This is a genomic window from Paenibacillus sp. TY11 (assembly GCF_059772165.1).
In genome coordinates, this window is sequence record NZ_JCBAIQ010000009.1 from 176,272 (window position 1) to 199,685 (window position 23,414).

Annotated in this window: 14 protein-coding genes; 11 read left to right on the plus strand and 3 right to left on the minus strand. The window is 48.4% G+C overall.

Annotation, left to right across the window (positions count from 1 at the left end; all coding sequences use genetic code 11):
- Positions 1-258: 258 nt before the first annotated feature.
- From AC6EJC_RS12490 to lpdD, 5 genes are all read left to right on the plus strand, one after another.
- Positions 259-588, plus strand: coding sequence for an ArsR/SmtB family transcription factor (locus AC6EJC_RS12490; protein ID WP_444954222.1), 330 nt, complete (start codon positions 259-261; stop codon positions 586-588).
- A gap of 29 nt (positions 589-617) precedes the next feature.
- Entirely contained in the window at positions 618-2,399 is a 1,782-nt protein-coding gene (locus AC6EJC_RS12495; protein ID WP_444954223.1) for a SulP family inorganic anion transporter, read from the plus strand.
- A gap of 514 nt (positions 2,400-2,913) precedes the next feature.
- A complete protein-coding gene (locus AC6EJC_RS12500; protein ID WP_444954224.1) occupies positions 2,914-4,539 on the plus strand; it encodes a S8 family serine peptidase in 1,626 nt (541 codons plus the stop codon).
- A 644-nt stretch (positions 4,540-5,183) separates the two neighbouring features.
- Entirely contained in the window at positions 5,184-10,688 is a 5,505-nt protein-coding gene (locus AC6EJC_RS12505; RefSeq protein ID WP_444954225.1) for a S8 family serine peptidase, read from the plus strand.
- 185 nt (positions 10,689-10,873) lie between these two features.
- Positions 10,874-11,224 (plus strand): prenylated flavin chaperone LpdD, encoded by a 351-nt coding sequence (lpdD, locus tag AC6EJC_RS12510; protein ID WP_444954226.1) that lies wholly within the window; start codon positions 10,874-10,876, stop codon positions 11,222-11,224.
- Positions 11,225-11,232: 8 nt separating this feature from the next.
- Here the strand turns inward: lpdD and AC6EJC_RS12515 are convergent, their stop codons facing one another.
- Entirely contained in the window at positions 11,233-11,820 is a 588-nt protein-coding gene (locus tag AC6EJC_RS12515) for a hypothetical protein (RefSeq protein ID WP_444954227.1), read from the minus strand.
- Positions 11,821-12,042: 222 nt separating this feature from the next.
- Here AC6EJC_RS12515 and AC6EJC_RS12520 point away from each other — a divergent pair, with 222 nt between their 5' ends.
- From AC6EJC_RS12520 to AC6EJC_RS12540, 5 genes are all read left to right on the plus strand, one after another.
- Positions 12,043-12,414 (plus strand): DUF4190 domain-containing protein, encoded by a 372-nt coding sequence (locus tag AC6EJC_RS12520; protein ID WP_444954228.1) that lies wholly within the window; start codon positions 12,043-12,045, stop codon positions 12,412-12,414.
- 93 nt (positions 12,415-12,507) lie between these two features.
- Positions 12,508-12,711 (plus strand): ribosome rescue factor BrfA, encoded by a 204-nt coding sequence (gene brfA, locus AC6EJC_RS12525; protein WP_444954229.1) that lies wholly within the window; start codon positions 12,508-12,510, stop codon positions 12,709-12,711.
- A 93-nt stretch (positions 12,712-12,804) separates the two neighbouring features.
- A complete protein-coding gene (locus AC6EJC_RS12530) occupies positions 12,805-13,395 on the plus strand; it encodes an RNA polymerase sigma factor (protein ID WP_444954230.1) in 591 nt (196 codons plus the stop codon).
- Positions 13,370-14,572 (plus strand): DUF4179 domain-containing protein, encoded by a 1,203-nt coding sequence (locus tag AC6EJC_RS12535; RefSeq protein ID WP_444954231.1) that lies wholly within the window; start codon positions 13,370-13,372, stop codon positions 14,570-14,572. The genes AC6EJC_RS12530 and AC6EJC_RS12535 overlap by 26 nt, the downstream gene beginning before the upstream one ends.
- 41 nt (positions 14,573-14,613) lie before the next feature.
- Complete coding sequence (locus AC6EJC_RS12540; RefSeq protein ID WP_444954232.1) at positions 14,614-15,570, plus strand: DUF5643 domain-containing protein; 957 nt, start codon at positions 14,614-14,616, stop codon at positions 15,568-15,570.
- A gap of 194 nt (positions 15,571-15,764) precedes the next feature.
- Here the strand turns inward: AC6EJC_RS12540 and AC6EJC_RS12545 are convergent, their stop codons facing one another.
- Positions 15,765-15,917 carry a DUF1540 domain-containing protein gene (locus AC6EJC_RS12545; RefSeq protein ID WP_017426780.1) on the minus strand — a complete coding sequence of 51 codons (153 nt, stop codon included), beginning with the start codon at positions 15,915-15,917 and terminating at the stop codon, positions 15,765-15,767.
- Positions 15,918-16,215: 298 nt separating this feature from the next.
- Complete coding sequence (gene fabV / locus AC6EJC_RS12550) at positions 16,216-17,403, minus strand: enoyl-ACP reductase FabV (protein ID WP_444954233.1); 1,188 nt, start codon at positions 17,401-17,403, stop codon at positions 16,216-16,218.
- Positions 17,404-17,591: 188 nt separating this feature from the next.
- On the opposite strand from fabV, the gene AC6EJC_RS12555 reads away from it, so the two are divergent.
- Entirely contained in the window at positions 17,592-23,288 is a 5,697-nt protein-coding gene (locus AC6EJC_RS12555; protein ID WP_444954234.1) for a WIAG-tail domain, read from the plus strand.
- Positions 23,289-23,414: the final 126 nt, after the last annotated feature.

The following is a 23,414-nucleotide window of genomic DNA, read 5'->3' on the forward strand; positions in this document are numbered from 1 at the left end:
ACTGTCTGTCGTTATCATGTAAAGCTCAGTCATGTCTGTCGGCCCCCTTTTCTTAAAGTTAACTGCTATGTTAATGGAAACCTGTGGAAGCTGTCAACCCTGAAAGGCAGAAGAGTGGAAAAATGTGACTTTACTCATGGTGGAGTGTGAGTAACATCATAGTTCAATTGAACCAAAGCTGTTATTGTACTAAATATTCAAATATTCAGATATTGTTGATCGTTTATAGGACAATTCTGTGAGGGGGACGGAGCAAGCATGGAAGGAGATCTCCAGAAGTTTAAGGCCGACTTTTTCAAAGCATTGGCTCACCCTCTGCGCATCCGTATTTTGGAGGTGCTGAGTGAAGGGGCACGGAATGTGAACGAGCTGCAGACTGCGCTCGGCTCCGAAGGTTCTGCCGTATCGCAGCAATTGGCCGTTTTACGGGCCAAAAATTTGGTGAACAGCTTCAAGGAAGGTACAACGGTCGTGTACTCATTACGTGATCCGCTTTTGACGGAGCTGCTTGCGGTGGCGCGGCGAATTTTTGACAATCATTTGGTCGAAGCGATCTCGTTGCTAGAAGGTATACGTAACGAGAAGTAATGCTACTACAGAAAAGAAGGGTTATAGGAATGAAGTGGACAGGAAGGTTCGAAGGCTATAACGCAGGGGCTTTGCGAAAGGATCTGATTTCCGGAAGTATTGTAGCGATTGTGGCGATTCCGCTCGGTATGGCGTTTGCCATTGCATCAGGAGTAAAGCCGGAATATGGGCTGTACACAACCATTGTAGCGGGAATTTTGGTTTCGTTGCTGGGAGGGTCCAAATTCCAGATCGGAGGGCCTACAGGTGCGTTTATTCCGATTTTGCTGGCTATTGTCATGCAATACGGTTATGAAAATTTACTTATAGCCGGTTTTATGGCGGGCATTATGCTCATTTTAATGGGTGTGCTAAGGCTGGGGGCACTGATCAAGTTTATTCCCAAGCCAGTAACGATTGGCTTTACGGCCGGGATTGCCGTGACGATCTTCAGTGGTCAGATTGCTAACTTTCTCGGCTTGCGCGGGGTAGAGCGGCATGAAACTTTTCTGCCTTCCATGGCAGAGCTCATCCATCGACTTCCTTCACTGAATGTGTATAGTATCCTGACGGCTTGTATCTGTCTTGCCGCGCTTATTTTGGTGCCTAAAAAATGGCCCAAGATACCCGGCTCACTGGTCGGCCTACTCTTGTCAACGCTGGTGGCAGCCTTGCTTTTTCCAGGGCAGGTGGCTACGATTGGAACTGCTTATGGCGCGATTCCGGCATCTTTGCCCGAGCTTCATATTCCTGCGATGACGTGGGATTTGATCGTGAAGCTCTTGCCGCCAGCACTTGTTATTGCGATGCTGGGAGCTATTGAATCTCTGCTTTCAGCGGTGGTAGCTGACGGGATGACGGGAGCCCGGCATAACAGCAATCGTGAACTGGTTGGACAAGGGATTGCTAATTTGCTGACACCACTGTTCGGCGGCATTCCTGCAACAGGTGCAATTGCCCGCACAGCCACTAATATCCGCAACGGGGCTGTTTCTCCTATGTCAGGCATCGTGCATGGGTTCGTTGTGCTCCTCATTCTGGTGCTTTTTGCACCTTATGCATCTAATATTCCGTTGGCCAGTATGGCTCCGGTGTTGATGGTAGTAGCCTGGAATATGAGTGAGCGCAAGCATTTTGCGCACATTCTCAAAACGCGGACAGCGGATTCTATTGTGCTGGTCGTCACCTTTTTGCTGACGGTTTTTACGACGCTGACAACGGCTGTGGAGGTGGGTCTAATTCTGGCGATTGTACTGTTTGTCAAACGTATGAGCAATACACTTTCAGTAGATAAGGTACTTCCTGATCCTTCTGTAAAACATGAAAAAGTAGGCGCACATATGGTCACAGAGCAGCATGATTGCCCGCAGGTGGCTATTTACAATGTGGAAGGTCCCCTGTTTTTCGGTGCAGCTTCGGTATTGGAAAACTCAGGTGTGGGGGGGCAGACTGACCACCTACAAGGGATTTTGTTGTTGCGTATGGGAAAGGTCCCTTTTATGGATATGACGGGAGAGGCTAACTTTACCGCATTAATTCAGAGATACCGGAAGTCTGGTGGGACGGTGCTTGTTTCCGGACTCCAGTCTCAACCGCTGGCGTTACTACAGAAAACCGGATGCTACGACATGATCGGACAAAAGCATTTTTTCGAACATACGGGAGAGGCCCTTACGGCAGCCCTTGCACTGGTGAATCAGGATCAATGCTGTGGATGCAGGCAAATGGCTTTTCGGGAATGTACGAGTCTGTGTCGCAGATCGCTGCAATCCAAATCTTCCTTTCCGGATGGAGCCGTTTCGGTTCCCATACCTGTAAATAGTGGCAGATAGCATTCTTCTAAATTTGTAGCTGAATGCCGAAAAATCTCTTCTATTTTCTGAAACAAAGTGCACAATGAAGACTCGCATTTTGCTTCGAAAATGGAAGAGATTTTTCTCTGCTTAAAGAAAAAAAGGAATAAAATTCAAAAAAATGCTTGAATATCTGATTTTATGACACTATACTAGATTCAAAAGATACCATATGTTTCATTCTTTTGTTTTAAATTGTATTTAATACATGCATATTAACCTCCTCGATTACTTCTAGTTTCTTTCCTACCTTTTTCTTCATTTTTTTCACTTACTTTTTTCAAGACTTGTCCACCTGTTCATACCTGATTGTCGTCTCCTTGTGGTCTGCACCAAGGGTTGTTCACCTCAGAATGATGACCTATGGATTTCACCCCAGAATCTATATTTTTTAAAGGAGGTGAGTACCAGAGGCTATTTTGTGAGCTTTTGTCACAGCTGTCGGAAGGTTGTCCTTGAGAATTAAAAACCAAGTAAAGGGAGATGGAAAGTATTGATTAAATCGAAAAATATCAAAAAGACGCTGTCGGTCAGTTTTACCGCTCTTCTTGCTTTTTCTCTGATTTCTCCAGCGTATGGAGATTCCAGCACAACCTCCTCAGCAGGAGCATCGACCATTTCCGCCAAGGTTTCAGCCAAGCTGAACCAGCAATTTAGTACCAGCGAGTACGTCACCTATCTGGTTAAATTAAAAGATCAAGTGGACACGGAATCGGTTGCCAAGCATGCTTTCCAAAAGGCTTCTGCAGAGCAGATTTCCCCTGCTGCCGCTAAGCTTTCTGTACGTACAACAGTGGTGAACTCCCTCATGGATACAGCAGAAAAAACTCAACAATCCGTGGAAGAATACTTAAAGAAGGAAGTCAATAACGGAAACGTCAAAAAGTACAAGAGCTACTTCATCGTGAACGCATTTGCGGTAACCAGTACCAAAGAGGTAATGGATAATCTCGCCACACTTCCTGAGATCGACAAAATTTTACCGGATGAAAAGCGAGAACTGCAAAAGGTAGAAATAGATAAGGATGCTCAGCCAGTAGTTGAGGAATCGACAGCTGACCAAGCGGTTGCAGATCAAGCCGCTGTAGACACAGCTGTAACGGAAGAAAATGCACAAAAATCGGTGGAAGAATCCGTTTATAAGGATGCTGTAACGCCAAGCCGTGTCGAGTGGAATATTTCTAAAATCAAAGCACCACAGGTTTGGGCCAAAGGCATTGACGGCAAAGGCATTGTCGTCGCCAATCTGGATACAGGCGTCGAATATACTCACCCGGCACTGAAAAGAAAATGGCGCGGTTTGAACGCTTCCGGTCAAGTCGTGAATCCAGAGCTGAGCTGGTATGATGCGGTTGATGGAGCATCGCTGCCAACTGATTCAAATGGACATGGTACACATACGATGGGTACGAGCGTTGGCTCGGACAGCAACGGTACGAATGAAATCGGTGTTGCTCCTGGCGCCAAATGGATTGCGGTTCGAGTATTCAATCCAGATACCACCGACTCCATCTTACTGGACGGTGGACAGTGGATTCTTGCTCCTGTAGATAAAAACGGTAAAAAGCACCCTGAGCTTGCGCCGGATGTGGTGAATAACTCTTGGGGCGGCGGACCTGGCCTGGATGAATGGTATCGTCCAGTCACCAAGGCGTGGAGAGCGGCTCAGATTTTCCCTGAGTTCTCCGCAGGCAACACAACACTGTCAAATCCGGGTGGACCTGGGTCTGTAGCCAATCCGGCAAATCTGCCGGAAGCCTATGCCACAGGAGCCACCGACGTTAACAACAAGCTGGCCAGCTTCTCGCTGCGCGGTCCTTCTCCTTATGGCGAAGTGAAGCCTGAAATTTCGGCTCCTGGTGTAAACATCCGTTCTTCTGTACCTGGCGGAGTGTATGAGGGTGGATGGAACGGTACCTCCATGGCAGGCCCGCATACTGCCGGATTAGCGGCATTGCTGCTTCAGGCCAAACCATCCTTGACAGTGGATCAACTGGAGGATGTTATTTCAAAAACAGCGACGCCGCTGACAGACAGCCAGTATCGGACTTCACCGAACAATGGTTACGGATACGGTCTGATCGACGCGCTTGCTGCGGTGAATTCAGTACTTAACTGAGGATTTTGCAAAAATCCCATAAGCGATTTCCAATGAACAAGATATAGATCGAAATGGTTTAGTTCGTCTATATATTGCACTTCGGAGCGACTGAAATCGAATTTTGCATAATCCTGAACTAGAATGATCAGACAGGATTAAAAAAGACCCCGAAAATCCCTTTGAGCGGCTCGTACAGAGATTGCATACACCTGCTAACCGTGTGATGCACTATTTACGTAGCCGCTAATAAGGGGTTTTCGTACATAAAAGAATATAAAAGTCATAAAATTTCAAGAAAAATGCAAAAAAATGACTTGTATATCTGTTTTGGTAACTTTATACTATCCATAATATATGATTATATATCAATTTTTAATATAAACTGTAATGATATAACATGTATTTTCTTCGAAGTGCTCCTGCTTTTTCTCCTTGGTATCTACAGAATTTCATCGCTTTTCTATTGGGATCGTAAACTCACCTATGAAGTACAGCCACCTATGAACAACCAAATATTTTTGTGCCTCTATAATCTATGAAGGAGGTGGTCGCCAACCACATCGTGTTGCGCAACCCGTGTGTTTGATGTGCAAGGCATGAGGTCTTACTCTGTACAGGTTATTCCAGAAACATTAAACCTAGTAAAAGGAGTGGAGAAGTAATTGATTAAACCTAAACGATTCAAGAAACCACTATCTATCGGACTCTCTTTGCTTATGGCCTTTTCTTTTGTTCAACCCGCTTTGGCGAATAACACACCGGATGGCTCCAAGCTGGAGCTGAAATCAGCCTCGCACAAGGTCACGACCGCGAAGGTATCCCCGAAACTGACCAAACAGTTTGAGGAGAACAACTATGTTACCTATCTGGTCAAATTAAAAGAACAGGTAGACACCAACAAGGTTTCCAAAAATGCTCTCCAGAAGGCCTTACTTGAGAAAATAACGCCCTCCGCTGCCAAAATGGCTGCGCGCAGCCATGTGATTAGCTCTCTGCGCGAAACGGCTTCAAGAACCCAATATGGGCTTGAAAATTATTTGGATAAACAATCAGAGAGCGGCGGAGTGAAGGAATATAAAAGCTACTTTATTGTCAATGCATTGGCTGTAACAAGCACCAAGGAGGTGCTGGATCATATTTCGCAGCTGCCTGAGGTCGACAAAGTTTTGCCGAATGAAACACGTTATCTGCAAAAGGTGACGGTTGACAAGCAAGCAGAGGGAGCAGACGCCAAAACGGCTGAAAAAGCGACAACAGAAACGGCGAAGTCTGAAACGGCAGAGAAAGCTGTAGAGCTGGAGAAGGACGATGGCAAAACATCGGCTAAGCCTGGCAATGCAGGTAAGAACGCTGTAGACCCGTCTACGGTGGAATGGAACATATCCCATATTAACGCACCACAAGTGTGGGAAAAAGGAATCGACGGAACCGGAATCGTGGTTGCTAATCTCGATACAGGTGTAGATTATACACATCCGGCTCTCCATCGCAAATGGCGGGGTCTGGACGCGGCAGGCAATGTCGTGAATCCCGAGCTGAGCTGGTACGATCCGCATAGTCATGCGACGCTTCCGGTCGATCAGGAAGACGATTCCCATGGTACACATACGATGGGCACGATGGTCGGCTCCGAAGAAAACGGAACGAACCGAATTGGCGTTGCACCTGGTGCGAAGTGGATTGCGGTTCGGATTTTTAATCCGGAAACGACGGATGCGATTATACTGGATGGCGGTCAATGGCTGCTTGCGCCAAAAGATGCCCAAGGTAATCTTCATCCCGAGCTTGCTCCAGACGTAGTGAACAACTCGTGGGGAGGCGGACCGGGTCTTGATGAATGGTTCCGGCCTGTGGTTCAGGCATGGCGGGATGCTCAAATCTTCCCCGAATTCTCCGCAGGTAATACCTCACTTTCCAATCCGGGCGGACCTGCATCGGTAGCCAATCCGGCGAACTATCCGGAATCCTTTGCCACTGGAGCTACTGATAGCAATGATAAACTGGCAAGCTTCTCATTGTTAGGACCATCACCATATGGTGAGGTAAAGCCTGAAGTTTCCGCGCCGGGTGTGAATATCCGGTCATCTGTGGCTGGTGGCGCCTATAAAGGCGGATATAACGGTACTTCCATGGCGGGACCTCATGTTGCGGCACTTGCAGCTCTGTTGTTACAAGCGAATCATTCTCTTACCGTAGATCAGCTTGAGGAAATTTTGATGAACACTGCTACACCGCGCACGGACAGCACATATCCTACTTCGCCAAACAATGGATACGGACATGGTGTCATTAATGCGCTGGATGCAGTCGGATCGGTCATGCAGGGTCTGGGCTCCGTATCCGGTAAAGTCGTAACGGGTGGCGACGATCTGGAAGCACCTGTTCTCGAGCATACACCGCCTGCTGCGGCATTCGAGGGTATTGATATACCTCTGACTGCTCATGTAACGGATGATGTCGGCGTGACAGCCGTTGAGGCATTTGCCAAAACAGCGGGTACGTCAAACTATGTATATATTCCGTTGGAACGGACCTCTGGCGACAGCAAAGACGGTACATATCAAGCGTCCATCCCGACTTTTTTGGTGGACAGCGCTGGTCTGGAATACTATATTCGTGTAAATGATTACGGTAATAACGGATTTGAAACTGAAGTATACAAGGTTAATGTCTCTAAAGGCGTTAAACCAGGCTACACACAGGATTTTGAAAAAGACATTGCCGGTATCAATATCGGTGGACAGGGCAGTGTCTGGAAATGGGGAACCCCGACAAGCGGCCCTAAAAGCGCACATTCGGGTACAAAGGTCATCGCGACCAATCTCGAAGGCCAATATCAGGCCAACTCCAACAGTTATTTTATGGCCCCTCCGATTGATCTGACCGAGAGCTCAAAAGGAGCACTGGTCAGCTTCAAGCATTGGTACGATCTTGAAAACAATTCTGATTTCGGCAAAGTGTACGTAGCGACCACAAACAATCAGAATGCGTTTGAGCAGGTATTATCGTTTACCGGCACCAGCAGCGGCTGGAAAACACAATATCTTGATTTGCGAGCATTCGCGGGTCAAAAGGTATACCTCCTGTTCAACTTTACTAGTGACAATACGATTGTGAAAGATGGCTGGTATATCGACGATCTGTCGATTCAGGAACCAGACACCGCTGCACCTGCTGCACCGAGCAACTTGACTGCTGAAGCGGATACTGTGGGCAACGTTGCACTGGCCTGGAATGCTTCATCCGATGAAGATGTGAAGCAGTATAAGGTGTATCGTTCTACCCAATCAGGCAAAAATTATACTTCCATCGGTACAACCTCGGGACTGACATTCACAGATACGATCACCGTCGGCGGTGCGACCTATCATTATGCAGTGGCGGCCGAGGATTATAGCGGTAACGAAGGAATCAAGTCGAACGAGGCTTCTCTGAGAGTAGACGTGCCCGATACGCTGTATAGTGATCATTTTGACGGCAGCTCGGATAATGGCTGGACTCATTCCGGTACCAAGGATGAATGGGAACGCGGCATTCCTAAGGAAGTAGGACCCGAGAGCGCAGTGTCCAAACCGAATGTGTGGGCAACCGATCTTGATAGCAACTATGAGAACGGAGCTGACTTTTCGCTGGTTTCTCCAAAAATTAATTTGAATGGTGTGCGCAACGCAACACTGACCTTCAACCACTGGTTTGAAATTGAGGCAGGCTATGACTACGGTTATGTGGAAGTGTCCAAAAACAATGGCGACACGTGGACAGAGCTGGGTAAATTCTCTCACAACACGAGTGGTAAAAAGTGGGCACCGGTTTATTACAATCTGGATAGCTACACCGGCAATGAGATCCAAATTCGCTTCCGCTTGAAATCGGATAACAGTGTGAACAAAAACGGCTGGTACATTGACGATTTCCGTGTGCTGGGCATTCCAGCTTCGACAGTGACCAAGGATCTCGTACCTGAGTCGAATATCAAGTTGGAAAAAGCGGAAGAACAATTCCCACTGTACAAAATTACAAGCACTGAAAAGAGTGAATTCCAGGAGAAAGTGAAGCCAGCAGAAACAACGGTGGATAGTGGACGTGTCGGTCTCGACAGTCTTCCAGCCAGCGCTACGGTTACGGTACTGGAAACCGGCCGTTCGGTGAAAACCGATCCGACCACGGGCAAATACAGCTTCACTCATGTAGCGGGTGACTATACGTTGAAGGCTGAAGCCTATGGTTACGTGCCTCAAACGAAAGCAGTTACTATTGAGAATAACAAGGTAATTAGAGCGAACTTTAGTCTCCAGGCCGTACCTCATGGTACGATTCACGGGGTCATTACCGACAAGCAATCCGGTGAACCGATCCAAAAAGCGAAAGTATTGGTACTGGAGGATGCACGTATTGCTCCGGTAGAGACGAATGAGGCTGGAGAATTTACGCTGGACGTGCTGGAAGGAACATACACATTGTCCATTGCGGCCGAGAATTATTATAGCGATAGCGTATCCGTTACTGCCCCTCCAAACGGCAGTGTGGAAGCGAATGTCACGTTGAAACCTTTCATCGGCTTCCAGGGAGGCATCGCCTATGATGACGGTACAGGAGAAAATGCCAGAGCCTTTAACGCGGCGGGCAACTCTTGGGCAGTCAGAATGACACCTGAGTCGGAAGTGGCTCAAGTGACAGGTGCATCACTTTTGTTCTGGAACTCAGCCTTCCCGACTCCGGGAGGAACGGCATTCCAATACTCTGTCTATGATGCCTCCGGTGCGGCGGGCGCACCTGGACGTCTATTGGCTGGTCCATTCGATGGTACTGCCGTACGGGATGAGACACAATGGACGACAGTACAGCTGCCAGAGCCGGTGACGGTTCAAGGTGACTTTTACATCGTTTATACGCAGTCTGCTGTAGGCACACAGTCGCCGGGTCTTGCTACAGATGAGAGTGGACCGAATGCACTTCGCAGCTGGCAGGGTGTGAGCGGCACATGGAGCCAATCACCTGAAGACGAAGGCAATTACATGATCCGGGCTATCGTCAGATATCCGGTGAATGCTCCAACAATTACAACACCTACGAAGGCAACCTATACGCAGGAAGAGTCGATTACCATAACAGGCACTTCCCCAGCAGAAGGAGCCGATATTCAGCTCTTTAACGGCAAGGAACTGGCTGGCACAACCAAGGTGAAGGATCGTCAGTTCAGTCTGTCGGTCGATCTTCAGCCAGGTGCTAATCCGCTAAGTGTTCAAGCAGCGGTATACGGCAAATTAACGGATCGTTCCGAGCCGGTGGTCGTGACGCTCGACCAGACTAAACCGGGCCTGATCCTGACTTCGCCAGATGAAGGAGCCCGTACGAATGCAGGTGTCGTAAGTGTAGTCGGTACGGTGTATGACGAGTTCCTCACCGAATTGACGATTAACGGCGAGCCAGCCGAATTTGGAAGTGACGGCAGCTTTAACAAGCGGTTACTTATCAACGAAGGTGAAAATCAAATTACGGTGACGGCCAAGGATCTTGCCGAAAACGAAACGACCGTTACCCGCTCGGTGTATGTCGATACAGCTCTGCCTAAGCTCGAAAATATTAGCCCTGCTGAGGATGTGCGCATCACTCCAGGACAGCCGGTACGAGTATCCTTTGACAGTGCATCCGGCTTGGAGGCGGCCTTCCATGTGGAGCTGCCCTTCAACTTGTCCACCTTGGCCAGCAACGAAATTCCGTTAAACGAAACTTCGTCAGGCCACTATGAAGGTACTTATTTCACTTCATCTTCTTTGAACCTGGAAGGCGGAGTCATCGTGATCCGGGTAAGGGATGCAGCGGGAAATGAAGTGGAGACGGAGGCGCCGGGAAGATTGTATGTTACCAATGGTGGAGGACAGGACCCTGATCCGAATCCACCTACATCGAATGAAAAGCCAGTAGCCATTATTCAGGCTAACGAATCAGCCAAGAAGAACAAAAATGTACAATTTAACGCCAAAGCTTCACGTGATGTAGATGGTGAAATTGTCAGTTACAGCTGGAATTTTGGCGATGGCGATACAGCGATCGGTTCCAAGGTGAAGCATAAATTCACCACAGCCGGAACGTATACCGTAGAGCTAACGGTGACGGATAATGACGGCGCAAGCGGTAAGACTGTGCATACGATCACGATCCGTTAACAGCGAGTAGGGAATGGAAGGCTTTTTTTAGAATAGCAATGAAGGCCCACAGCAAGCCCCGGTTTATAGAGGCTGCTGTGGGTCTTTTTTAAATTGTCGAACCGTTCAGGAAGCGATACAATTGAATAGAATTCTATGAAGTGAATCGTTTCACAATAATATTTTTTTAAGCAGGAGAGGATCATATGATTCATTTGCAAAAAGAAAGCGGGCGTATCCGTCTTGTGCTGGATGCCTATTTTATGGGGGAAGATATTGTTGTACTCATTTCAGGCGGTGATCAACCCCATTTGGGAACGATTACAGCAGGGGCCAGGCTCGAGCCGATTCAAACTGTGCAATTGCAAACCCACAAGGAATTTTATATTACCGAAGAAATTGCAGTTCGTTTGCGAAAAGAGTTTGCAGGCAACTTTGCCATTTGCTGCGGGGCGCATTTGGATCATGCAACCAAGGATGAGATTCGAGTGCTGACAGACATGGCTATACAACTGGGAAAAGAACTTATTGGAGAACTCAAGCAAGTACGCTTGTAGCGATCTTTTTAAGTGAACTCCCGAATGAGTAGATTGCGATATGGATACTTACTAAAGGCGTACTTAAAAAGTAATGCAAAGCCATCATCCTCAATTTGCACGGATTTTAGCGTAGAGGATGGAATTAAACTACGGATCATGACATGAACTGCACGCTGGTCTTGCCTGTTGATCGCTTTGGCTAAGGCAGAAGCAAAACATGGATTACGTGCCAATTCGCGATACAGCGGAAAAACGGCTTTGGCGATGGCGCGATGAACCCTCGGCTCAAACGTAAACTGCACAGTCCCCGGTGGAATCGTCGTTCCGTTCGTATAATAGAGCATCGGCGGCTGAGCTAAAAAGGAAATAAAGTAGCCGATGCCATTCGTGCCTAAGCCTTGCTTGGCGGCAAATGGAGCTACCGAGCAAAGGAGGGATTTCATCCGATCCAAATTGCCCTGAACGACAGCTCGTGACCATTGGACGGCAAAAGCACGGCGGGTTGCAATAGCTTTGTAAAATGGCAGCATAGCGGCAGATATTTTCCTGAGCGTGTCAGCGGTTAAACGTTTGTGAGGCGAGCCCTTTTTGCGGGATGTTACACGATATAACATAGCTCCGTCCTCCTTGGCAGGATGCTCTCATGGAGCGCAATTTATCTGTAATAGGTAAAATACTGTATGCCCGGTTACCTCAAAAAGTGCTTATGTAGCTATGATTTTTCTTTTTAACGTTCTAATTTAGAAATTTGAAATAAGTACTGTCCTGATTTGTAAGATTGTGGTACCCTAGAACTTATATATTGCTATTTTACTTATTGGAGTTGAATTAAACAGATGAGTGATTTTTACAAGGAGCCTCGATCTTCCGATCCTTTTCAGGAGACGAACGATTATAACGCCCCATTTAACCCGCCCCCAGTGGTTCCACCTACAAACAGTAAAGCTGTTGCCTCGATGGTGCTCGGGATTTTATCTGTTGTCATTCCCTATCTTGGGTTGATTATCGGAATTGTGGGTATTATTTTGTCCAGTCTTTCCCTGAAGGAAATTAACCGTCATGGCGAGCAAGGCAGAGGTATGGCCATTGCTGGACTGGTATGCAGTATTATTGGTACACTGATTTATGCGCTGATCATCATTTTCTTAGTTGTTGTTTTAGTTGTGGCGGCCTCAAGTGGCGATCCGGATATTTTTTCAGATATTTAATGAATTGAAGAATGCTTGAGTCAGACAAACCATTCACGATTTGACTATTGGATGTTATGATAAAAGGAGTCCAATGAAGGAGAGTGAAGCCGGATGGCACGTACTCAAACACAAAAAGCGCTGAGCAAGGCGAAACGCGCTGGAACCTATTGCGCTGCACAGAGCCGCAAAACGAATGGTCATTATGGCGAGATCTCACAGCATGTGCGAATGAAGCCAACCAAGCAGGAACTATTACAAAAAATAAAGCACAAGAAGCGAATCGTTCAGAGCGACGCTTCTTTTTTTTGTCTTTAGCGAGAATTTTTTTGTTTTTTATAGAAGTTGTCACAATCATGAAGACAGTATTCGTTATACAGGATGATGACGGACACACAAGGAGGTGATCCTATGGAACGGTTCAGCCCCGGGGCCAACGACCATACAGAACATGTAGAATCCATCGTGGAACGCGTCAAAGCTGGCGATCAACAGGCTTATGCCACCATCATACGTACTTTTGAAAAGCAGATATATACGTATTGCTATTACATCCTGAAAAACCGCGAGGAAGCGGAGGATGCGGTACAGGACATATTTATCAAAGTATATCAGGCGATAGGTAAATATCGACAGCAGGTTTCCTTTTCGGCGTGGCTTTATAAAGTAGCGTACTATCACTGCCTGGATCAAATCAGGAAAAAAAGCCGCTGGCATCGATTAATATCGATACAAAAAGAGCAACAGCAACATTTCGATGATTACCATCCATCCGATGATGACCGCGAAGTCGATGAGCTTTTAATGAATCTGAATTCGGAAGAAAGAAATCTTGTGCTGTTGAAAGCTGTTGAGCAGTACAGCTTTGAGGAGATCGGAGAAATTATGGATTGCAAGCCCGCGACTTTGCGAAAAAAGTATGAACGGTTACGCAAAAAGCTGATTCAGCAAAAAATGAAAAAAGGAGGGCTAACAAATGAGCGCATGGCAGGATCAAACTGAACACGAGCAAATGGAGCAAATCCGCCGCACGGTCCAAAATAAGAAGATGCCTCAGGTTAGCTATACGGATGACATTATGAAGAGGTTGAGGGAAATGGACATGGTGAGTAGGAAGTTGACTCATAAAAAAGGCACATGGGCCCAAAGAGTGGCTATTAGTGCGTCTGCTGCGGCAGTTTTGGGAGGACTGGTGCTGGGAAGCGGTTTTGTGTCTCCGGCTATGGCCGAAACGTTAAAAAACATCCCGTTGATCGGCAGCGTATTCCAATATAATTTTGACAGAAGCTTGCAGCAAGCCAGTAAATCTGGATTGACGACGACACCCCATTTGAGTGTATCCCGCGATGGAGTGACCTTGAACATCAAAGAGGTTATGTTTGACGGAACACGGCTGGTGTTCATGATTGAACGCCAAGGGGTAGAAGATGAGAGGATTATGTCCCCTTATTTGCCCGAGGATGCCGTGAGTGTCGAGGGGAATACATTGGAGAAGGTACCCGTGGAAAAGCAAAAAAAGGGGTATTTGTTCACACCTAAGGTCTTTATTGAAGGACAAAAGATGGTGTACGGTTCGTTTACGGACGCGGTTGGCAAAAAGGAAGACGGCAAGCTCATCAACAATATGGCTATGTATGAAATCATCAAAGGACTGTCGGAGAAAAATCTATCTGACGAATTTGAGATTACAGTAAAAGTGAATGTGAGCGGCTTCCATGAGCCATTTGAATTTCAGGTGCCGGTGAAGAATTTATCCAAAAACAAAATTTTGCTGAAGCCTGATAAGACACAGAGCAGCGGAACGTTCAGTTACACGGTGAAGCAGATCGAGCTGACTCCGGTAACAACCCGTCTTATTGTGGACAGCAAGGGCAAAGTACCGAGCACCGCGGAGCAATCAGGCGATTTAAGCGCGACTAAAATGTATTACGACATTGTGGATCAGGACGGAAATCAGCTGGAGCAACATATGTTAGGTCTGTTCCATCGCAGTCCTGATTCCGAATACCATGAGGATGAAGCATACAGTCCATTTGCAAAAAAACCGACCTCTATTACGATCAAGCCGTACACTATGACGGTTAAGAAGGACTGGTCTGTGATAGAGGATCAAGAGGGAAATTGGGCCAAAACATATCATAAGGATTTGGAAATGACGATCCCAGTCCCATCTCAATGATAAAACAACCCAACCCGGACGATAAAGGAGAGAAAATACGAATGAAGCAATATATTAAAGTGAAGCATATAATGTTCAAATCGGCTATTCTAGCTTCAGTAACTATGATTATGGGTACAGGAGTGACGATTTCCGATACTGCATCGCAAATCCAGGCAGCAGCTGCACAATCAACTGCCCCAACGGCAAGCGCAAGCAGTCTGACCCGGGATGGCGTCACACTGACGGTCAAAAAGGTGAAATATGACGGGATTCGTCTGACCGTGCAAATTGAACGCAAGGGGATCAACAAGATCAGTACAATGCCTCCTTTCAGCAAGGACAAATCCCAGAAGTTAGAAAAGGGTTACCTAATAGATCCTCAAATATCTATTAATGGAGAAAAAATAAATTATACGAGACTCACAAACGCGGTATTCGACGAAAATAAGAAAATGTTGGATAATACAATAGAGATTACATTAGACAAAGGATTATCAGAAAAAAATCTGCCAGACTCATTTGAAATGGCATTAAAAATCAATGTTAGCGGCATTAAAGAACCGTTTGCATTTAAGGTGCCTGTGCAGAATACGGTGAAGGACAAACTGGTCCTTAAGCCGGAAAAAACGCAGAGCAGCGGAGATTTCAGTTATACCGTCAAGCAGATTGAGCTCTCCTCGGCCAATACCCGGATCATTATTGATAGCAATGGTAAAGTGCCGAGTACATCCAAACAGACTGGAAATTGGAGTGCAACCAAGATGTATTATGACATTGCGGACCCGCAAGGCAAACTGATTGCTCAAGAAATGAGGGGAATTTATTACAAGGCTCCGGCGCTCAAATATCACGAAGATGAAATGTATGCTCCGTTTGCAACCAGACCCTCTTCCATCACCATCAGGCCGTATACGCTGACCGTCAACAAGAAATGGGCGCCTATGAAGGATGCCCAGGGTAAAGAGGTTAAAACATACCATAAAGACTTAGAAATGGTAATCCCGTTGAGTAATTGACCTTATACAGAAAAACAAAAGAAGCGGAGCGAATCGTTCAGGCAACGCTTCTTTTGTGCTTCGTAAGATTCAATCCATTACTGCAAAAAGAACTTGATAATAATTATCATTCTTGTTAGAATATCATAAGAAAGAAGGAACCCGGGCATGGGCTCCTTCATTATAAAGCTATGGTTTGGCTTGAAATCAAAGGTTTACTTGGCTTCAAAGGTTTTACAGTCTGTTTCTTCGGACGTGTGAGTGTTCGCAGGTTTGTTGCTTACGATATAAATGGAGCTAGCGCTACATTTGTTGTCTTGAGCCCAGTACGTACATGAGTTGACTTCACACAAAACGTCTTTTGCCATGTTGTTCACCTCCTTATATGGATGTGATGGGCTGAGCAAATAGTATCACGGTTAGTCAAGGTAGGACTTGTCCAACTGTATCTACCCTCTTGTTAAAAAGAGGGATTTTGCTATGCCTACTTGTACAATATCAAATGAATTTTAAAATTGCAATGTTTGCTTTATTTTGTAGTTCAAAGCGGACACAAGTGTCCCTTTTAATTAAAAAACAAAAGCTGTCCTCCATGCAGAACGAAATGTTTCTCTGCCGGAGACAGCTTTTTTATGTTTTTCTGACATAAGGACAGCACTAAAAGACTTAGCGCACGTTAGGAATATTTACGATGGGATCAATGTCAGCATCATAGTCCACACCCTCGAACTCAAAGCCGAACAGTTGGAAAAATTCGCGACGATATCCTTCAAGATCCGACAATTCGTAGATATTGCTTGTCGTCAGCGCCTCCCATATTTTCGCAACCTCTGCCTGCACGTCTTCGCGCAGTTCCCAATCATCAATGCGAATACGACCTTCTTCATCTACAGGAGTTTCTGGTGCGTACAGACGCTCGGCAAACAGGCGGTAGCTCTGTTCTACGCACCCTTCATGCAGCCCTTTTTCCTTCATCACCTTATATAAAGCGGAAATATACAGAGGAACGACAGGGATGGCGGAGCTGGATTGGGTAACGAGTCCTTTGGTGACTGCGACGAAGGCGCGTCCGCCTGTAGCTTTCAGTTGATCGTTCAGCTGACGTGCTGTCGACTCCAGATGATCTTTTGCACTTCCGATACTGCCTTCTCTGTAGATGGCTTGTGTAATATCTGAACCGATATACGAAAATGAGAAGGTAGTGGCGTTATCAGCGAGTACACCGCCTTCACGCAAGGCGTCAATCCATATTTTCCAGTCCTCACCGCCCATAACCTCTACAGTCCTCTGTACTTCTTCTTCTGTTGCGGGTTCGAGCGTCACGCTGCTGACTTCACCGGTGTGGAAGTTAACGGTCTTATTGGTGTAGGGTTCACCAATAGGTTTAAGCACGGAATTAAACGTTTCGCCTGTGCGGGGATTTGTACGGCGACCTGAAGCGACACTGTACACCACCAGATCGACTTGTCCCAGTTCTTCGCGAATGGCTTCCACGGTTTTGGCTTTGACCTCATCCGAGAAGGCATCTCCTGTCACGCTTAAGGATTTAAGCCCAGCTTCCTGCGCAGCTTTTTCAAATGCAGCAGAATTGTACCAGCCTGCCGATGCTGTACGTGTAGCCGTAGCATTACTAGGACGATATACACCAATTGTATTGGCACGCGCACCGAAAGCGGCAGTAATTCGAGAGGCCAACCCATATCCGGCAGATGCCCCGATCACAAGCACATTACGGGGTCCCTGGATAGCAGGACGGGCCTGTACATAGTCAATTTGCTCCTGAACATGTTGGGCACAGCCCACCGGATGAGCAGTGGTGCAGATAAAGCCACGTGTTCTTGGTTTGATAATCATGTTATTGTAATTCCTCTCTTCTTGTAGCGATCTCACCCTTACTATTTTAACTTTTAACAATTTTTTTTCAAACGTGGATTTCAGTAAGTATCCTTTTTACTAAAAAGTGTATCCCTGTACAGGGTGGCAAGTGCCTAAGGGTCTGCATATGATGCTGTAACGATAAACATGAGAAGGGAGAGAGCTGCTTGAAGAATAAGAGCCGCAAAACCACCAGAAACAAAAAGCCGCTCTATCGTGTAATTGACCCGGATATGAATGAATTAAGCATGATACAGCGCGTGAAGCTACAGCCTGCGGAGAGGGAGACAGAAGCAAGACTTCATCAAGTTGCTTCTCCGCCTCCCCCAACAACAGAGGAGTCGGAGCTACAGACTGTTGTCGAACCTGAAGTCGAGGCTTCGCACGAGACAGAGGTTGAAGGTGCGGATGAAGAGGAGACTCAAGTTTCGATGGAGGAACCCCAAGAGCCAGAGCCACAACCTGATCCAATTGATGTGGAGGAAATTTTGAGCAATAAGAAGGCTCCGCATGTAAACAACGCTTTCATCTATACAGACGATTTGAGCGATCTCGCTGTGACGGGTGAGAAGATCGCTCCCGCTTCCATAGATTCCAGCAAGCTGAAACAAGAGAGTATCCAAACGGAATCTCTGGCGGATTATGCCGTTCATACGATTAAAATAGCCGACGGTGCTGTGACTTCTTCGAAGATTGCGCCGGATTCCATTACGGTGGAGCATCTGTCGGATGCATCTGTGGCAGGTAGCAAATTGCAGGATCGTTCCATTGGCGGTGAAAAACTTCGGGATGGCAGCATCACACCAGAAAAGCTGGCCGATAAGATTATCAGCGGCGATCATATTGCGAATGGCTCCATTGAGAGTCGTCACTTCAAACAATGGATCGTATCTTCAGATATGCTTCAAGACCAGGCGGTTACCTCTGATAAAATCCGCAGCGGTACGATTCAATCGAACAATTTGGCTAATGAAGCTGTCGACAGCTCCAAACTTGGTGATCAGTCTGTGACCACTTCCAAACTGCGGGATGGGGCTGTGGATGGATCTAAAATCCAGGCTGGCAGCATTGAGAGCGCACACCTGACCGAGCATGCCGTTCATGCCCGGCATCTGGCCCCCGGTTCGATTAATCGCAAGCAGCTATCCAACGGAATTGTGGGCAAGGACCAATTGGAGGAAGGCATTGTCAGCGGGCGTCATCTGGAGCCTGAGGCGGTCACCAGTGCGCACGTTCAGGCTGGAGCGATTGAACGAAAGCATCTGAGTCCTGGCTCCATCGGGGAAGAGCAGCTTGGAACGGGCCAAGTGACAGCCCGCCATCTGGCGGATCGGAGCATTCAGTCCAATAAACTGGCGGATCAGTCTGTAGGCTCGTTGCAAATTGTCGATCAATCCGTCACTTCATCCAAAATATCGGATCAGAGCATTCTGCCCCACAAAATTGCCGATGAGGCGGTACTTACCAGACATATCGCTCCAGCAGCCATACAAGGACCTCAGATTTCCCCAGAGGCAGTCTCTTCCTTGCATCTCCAGTCCGAAATCATTCGGAAAGATCATATTGCATCAGAGGCGGTTACGGAGCGGCATTTGCAATCCGGGGCTGTGACGAGCGAGAAATTAGGGAAGGGCGCAGTTCTGGATCACCATGTGGCGAATCAGGCTGTCAAGGAAAATCACATTGCTTCGAACGCTATTAAGTCTGACAAAATCGCTGACGAAGCAGTGACGGAAACTAAAATTGGCACAGGGGCGGTAACCGGAAATAAAATTGCGTCTCAAGCCATTACACACGTACACATTGCAACGGGCGTAATTCGTGAAAACCACCTTGCCAACAACAGTGTGGGTGGAAAGGCATTGCAGTCTCAATCAGTTGACTCGACACATCTGGCCCAGAGTTCTGTGCTGAGCACACATCTTGGGGAAGACAGTGTTGGGACCTCGGCTTTGCAAGAACAGTCCGTTACCGCAGACATACTGGGTGAAGGTGCTGTTCAAACCGCCCATCTGGCCAGTGGAGCAGTATACTCCCATCATTTGCAGGATCATGCCGTTACTTCGCTGAAACTATCGCCGGAAAGTGTGGCTACGGATAAAATTAATGATTTGGCGATTACTGCACCTAAGTTAGCTGAGGGCAGTGTTACTTCCTCTAAGCTGTCTGCTCGTTCCGTGCAGCCGTGGCACATTACGGATAAAGCGGTGCAGAGTAACCATCTGGCTGTTGAAGCGGTGGAGGCGAATCATCTCGCTCCGGAATCCGTCACCTCCAACCATTTGCAATCTGCATCGGTCCAAACCAAACACCTCGCCCCGGATAGTGTATCCGGCCATGCACTTCAGCCGGAAAGCGTCACTTCCGAGAAGTTAGCGGCTCGGGCAGTGCAGACTACCAACTTGGCGGAAAACAGCGTGGGTCCCGGACATTTGGCTGCGCAGGCCGTACAAACCAGGCATTTGGCAGCAGGAGCAGTACAGGAAACGGTATTAGCCCAGAACGCTGTGAAGTCTGCGCATCTTGCGGCAGAATCTATCCAATCGGAGCACTTGCAAAATGGAGTCATTCAGGGAGAGCATATCGCATTGCAGGCTATTGCGACTCCAGCCTTACAGGATGAAGCGGTTACCTCTGCCAAACTGTCGGAGGGAAGCGTGACCCCCACTAAGTTGTCAGCCCATGCAGTGCAGTCCGGGCATATTATGGACGAAGCTGTACAAAGCAACCACTTGGCTGTGGCAGCTGTGGATTCGGCGCATCTGGCAGCCGGAGCGGTCACCTCGGTGCACCTACAGGCTTCCTCGGTGCTTACGAGACATTTGGCCCCGGATAGTGTGTCCGGTCGTGCGCTACAAGCGGAAAGTGTTACCTCGGAAAAGCTAGCGGTTCGCTCGGTACAAGGAGTGAACCTCGCAGAAGACAGCATCGGTCCTTCACATCTGTCTGCGCAGACGATACACACGCGGCATTTGGCAGCCGGAGCGGTACAGGATAGAGCGCTGGCAGAGGGAGCAGTAAAATCCGTACACATTGCTCCAGAGTCGATTCAACCGCACCATTTGCAACCTGGAACCATTCAGGGAGAGCATATGTCATCCCAGACGATAACGACCGGTGCTTTACAGGATGAGTCCGTTACGTCTGACAAACTAGCGGATGAGGGTGTGACTGCCGCCAAGCTGGCGGCTCACTCCGTACAGCCGTGGCACATTACAGACGAAGCTGTGCGAGGAAATCATTTGGCAGAAGAGTCCGTCCAGTCAAGCCATCTGGCCTCGGAATCCGTCACCTCTACCCATTTGCAGGCTTCGGCGGTACTTGCGAGCCATCTGGCCCCGGATAGTGTATCCGGTCGTGCGCTACAAGCGGAAAGCGTCACGTCGGAAAAGCTGGCGGCCCACTCGGTGCAAGGGGCGAATCTCGCGGAAGGCAGCGTCGGCCCTCCACATCTGTCCGCACAGTCGGTACACACCCGGCATTTGGCAACCGGCGCAGTACAGGATACAGCGCTGGCAAAGGGTGCAGTAAAGTCCGTACACATTGCCCCGGAATCGATCCAGCCGCATCATCTATCAACTGGAACCATTGAGGGAGAACATATCGCATCTCAGGCGATATCGACCGATGCTTTGCAGGATGAGTCTGTTACGTCTGACAAACTGGCGGATGAGGGTGTGACTGCCTCCAAGCTGGCGGCCCACTCCGTACACCCGTGGCACATTACAGACGAAGCTGTGCGAGGAAATCATTTGGCAGAAGAGTCCGTCCAGTCAAGCCATCTGGCCTCGGAATCCGTCACCTCTCGCCATTTGCAGGCTTCGGCAGTGCTCACGAGCCATCTGGCCCCGGATAGTGTATCCGGTCGTGCGCTACAAGCGGAAAGTGTGACCTCGGAAAAGCTGGCGGCGCGCTCGGTGCAAGGGACCAATCTCGCGGAAGGTAGCGTCGGCCCTTCACATCTGTCTGCACAGTCCGTACACAGCCGGCATCTGGCAGCCGGAGCCGTACAGGATAGAGCGCTGGCAGAGGGGGCAGTGAAATCCGTGCATATCGCTCCGGAGTCGATCCAGCCGCAACATCTGCAACCTGGAACCATTCAGGGAGAGTATATAGCATCTCAGGCGATATCGACCGATGCTTTACAGGATAAGTCCGTTACGTCTGACAAACTGGCGGATGAGGGTGTGACTGCCGCCAAGCTGTCGGCTCACTCCGTACAGCCGTGGCACATTACAGACGAAGCTGTGCGAGGAAATCATTTGGCAGAAGAGTCCGTCCAGTCAAGCCATCTGGCCCAGGAATCCGTCACCTCTGCCCATCTGCAGGCTTCGGCGGTGCTTACGAGCCATCTGGCCCAGGATAGCGTATCTAGTAGTGCGCTTCAAGCGGAAAGCGTCACGTCGGAAAAGCTGGCGGCCCACTCGGTGCAAGCGACGAATCTCGCGGAAGGCAGCGTTGGCCCTTTACATTTGTCCGCACAGTCGATACACACCCAGCACTTGGCAACTGGTGCCGTACAGGATACAGCGCTGGCAGAGGGTGCAGTGAAGTCCGTACACATTGCTCTGGAATCGATCCAACCGCACCATCTGCAACCTGGAACCATTCAGGGAGAGCATATCGCACCCCAGGCGATAACGACCGATGCTTTACAGGATAAGTCCGTTACGTCCAACAAACTGGCGGATGAGGGCGTAACTGCCGCCAAGCTAGCGGCCTACTCCGTACAGCCGTGGCATATTACGGACGAAGCTGTGCAAGCCAATCATTTGGCAGAAGAGACCATCCAGTCGAGCCATCTGGCGCCGGAATCCGTCACCTCAGCCCACTTGCAGGCTTCGGCAGTGATGACCCGGCATATTGCGCCGGGGAGTGTATCGGTTCATGCGCTTCAGGCAGGCAGCGTGAACGCTGAGAAGCTTGCGCTTCGGGCGGTACGTGCTTCGAATCTGGCGGAAGCCAGCGTAAGCTCCGTACATTTGACAGAGCATGCCATACACTCCCAGCATTTGTCTGATGGGGCGATTCAAGGATCAGCACTGGCAGAGGGTGCAGTGGAGTCTAGGCACATTTCACTGGATTCTGTCCAGTCGGAGCATTTGCAAGCAGGGGCTATCCAACCACAGCATATCGGCTGGCAGGCGGTGTCAGAGGATGCTTTACAGGAAGGAGCAGTGACATCCGGCAAGCTCGCAGATGGAACGGTGGAGTCCCGCCATGTGGCTGAGGAGGCTATTGAAGGTCACCATATTGCAGAGGAAGTCATTGATACGCATCACCTGAAGCCCGGCTCGGTGACACTGGCTCAACTGTCCACAGATATTCATCTCTCTGGGCTTTTGCCGGAGGAAGGTATCAGTGGCGACAGACTTCAGGCAAACAGTGTGTCTCGTAACCATCTGAAAGCTCAGGCCGTCGACAGCGAGGTGCTGAGCCCGGAAGCGGTGGGATCGGAGCATCTACAGGCCGCTGCGGTACAAAGCCATCATGTGGCGGAGCGGAGCATTGAAGGTCATCATCTGGTGGAAGGCTCCGTAGGCTCACGTGAGCTGGAGCTGAATGCAGTGAAGCCGGAGCATTTGAGCATCACCCCGGTTCGAACTTGTGCGAATCAGTCTGCATTGCAGCAGTTTGGCAGAGCACCGTTTCTTTTGAAGGGCAGCGAAGGAGAGACGGAAGTGACCATTGTATTCGGGGAGCCCTTTATGAACCCGGACTACACGTTAGTAGCGATGACCAACCATCCTCTCTTCCATGCGACGCTGAAATCTCAGACGCCGAATGGAGCGGTGATCGTCGTAACCAAGTGGAATGAAACCGCGCATAACTACGGTATTATTTCCTGGATTGCCATCGGTTAGTGAAGGCGGTTATGTAAAACTCATAGCGTGCAGACTCATGTATTTTCTAAATACAGAGCTGCACGCTTTTTCATATACTTTTCACACATTTGCACCACAATTATCCCGAATTCTCCTGATAAGCTA

What these genes read in the sequence shown, in the direction of transcription:
- AC6EJC_RS12490 (WP_444954222.1), top strand. Translation starts at nt 259, where the DNA reads ATGGAAGGAGATCTCCAGAAGTTTAAGGCCGACTTTTTCAAAGCATTG.
- AC6EJC_RS12495 (WP_444954223.1), top strand. Translation starts at nt 618, where the DNA reads ATGAAGTGGACAGGAAGGTTCGAAGGCTATAACGCAGGGGCTTTGCGA.
- lpdD (WP_444954226.1), top strand. Translation starts at nt 10,874, where the DNA reads ATGATTCATTTGCAAAAAGAAAGCGGGCGTATCCGTCTTGTGCTGGAT.
- AC6EJC_RS12515 (WP_444954227.1), bottom strand. Translation starts at nt 11,820, where the DNA reads ATGTTATATCGTGTAACATCCCGCAAAAAGGGCTCGCCTCACAAACGT.
- AC6EJC_RS12520 (WP_444954228.1), top strand. Translation starts at nt 12,043, where the DNA reads ATGAGTGATTTTTACAAGGAGCCTCGATCTTCCGATCCTTTTCAGGAG.
- brfA (WP_444954229.1), top strand. Translation starts at nt 12,508, where the DNA reads ATGGCACGTACTCAAACACAAAAAGCGCTGAGCAAGGCGAAACGCGCT.
- AC6EJC_RS12530 (WP_444954230.1), top strand. Translation starts at nt 12,805, where the DNA reads ATGGAACGGTTCAGCCCCGGGGCCAACGACCATACAGAACATGTAGAA.
- AC6EJC_RS12535 (WP_444954231.1), top strand. Translation starts at nt 13,370, where the DNA reads ATGAGCGCATGGCAGGATCAAACTGAACACGAGCAAATGGAGCAAATC.
- AC6EJC_RS12540 (WP_444954232.1), top strand. Translation starts at nt 14,614, where the DNA reads ATGAAGCAATATATTAAAGTGAAGCATATAATGTTCAAATCGGCTATT.
- AC6EJC_RS12545 (WP_017426780.1), bottom strand. Translation starts at nt 15,917, where the DNA reads ATGGCAAAAGACGTTTTGTGTGAAGTCAACTCATGTACGTACTGGGCT.
- fabV (WP_444954233.1), bottom strand. Translation starts at nt 17,403, where the DNA reads ATGATTATCAAACCAAGAACACGTGGCTTTATCTGCACCACTGCTCAT.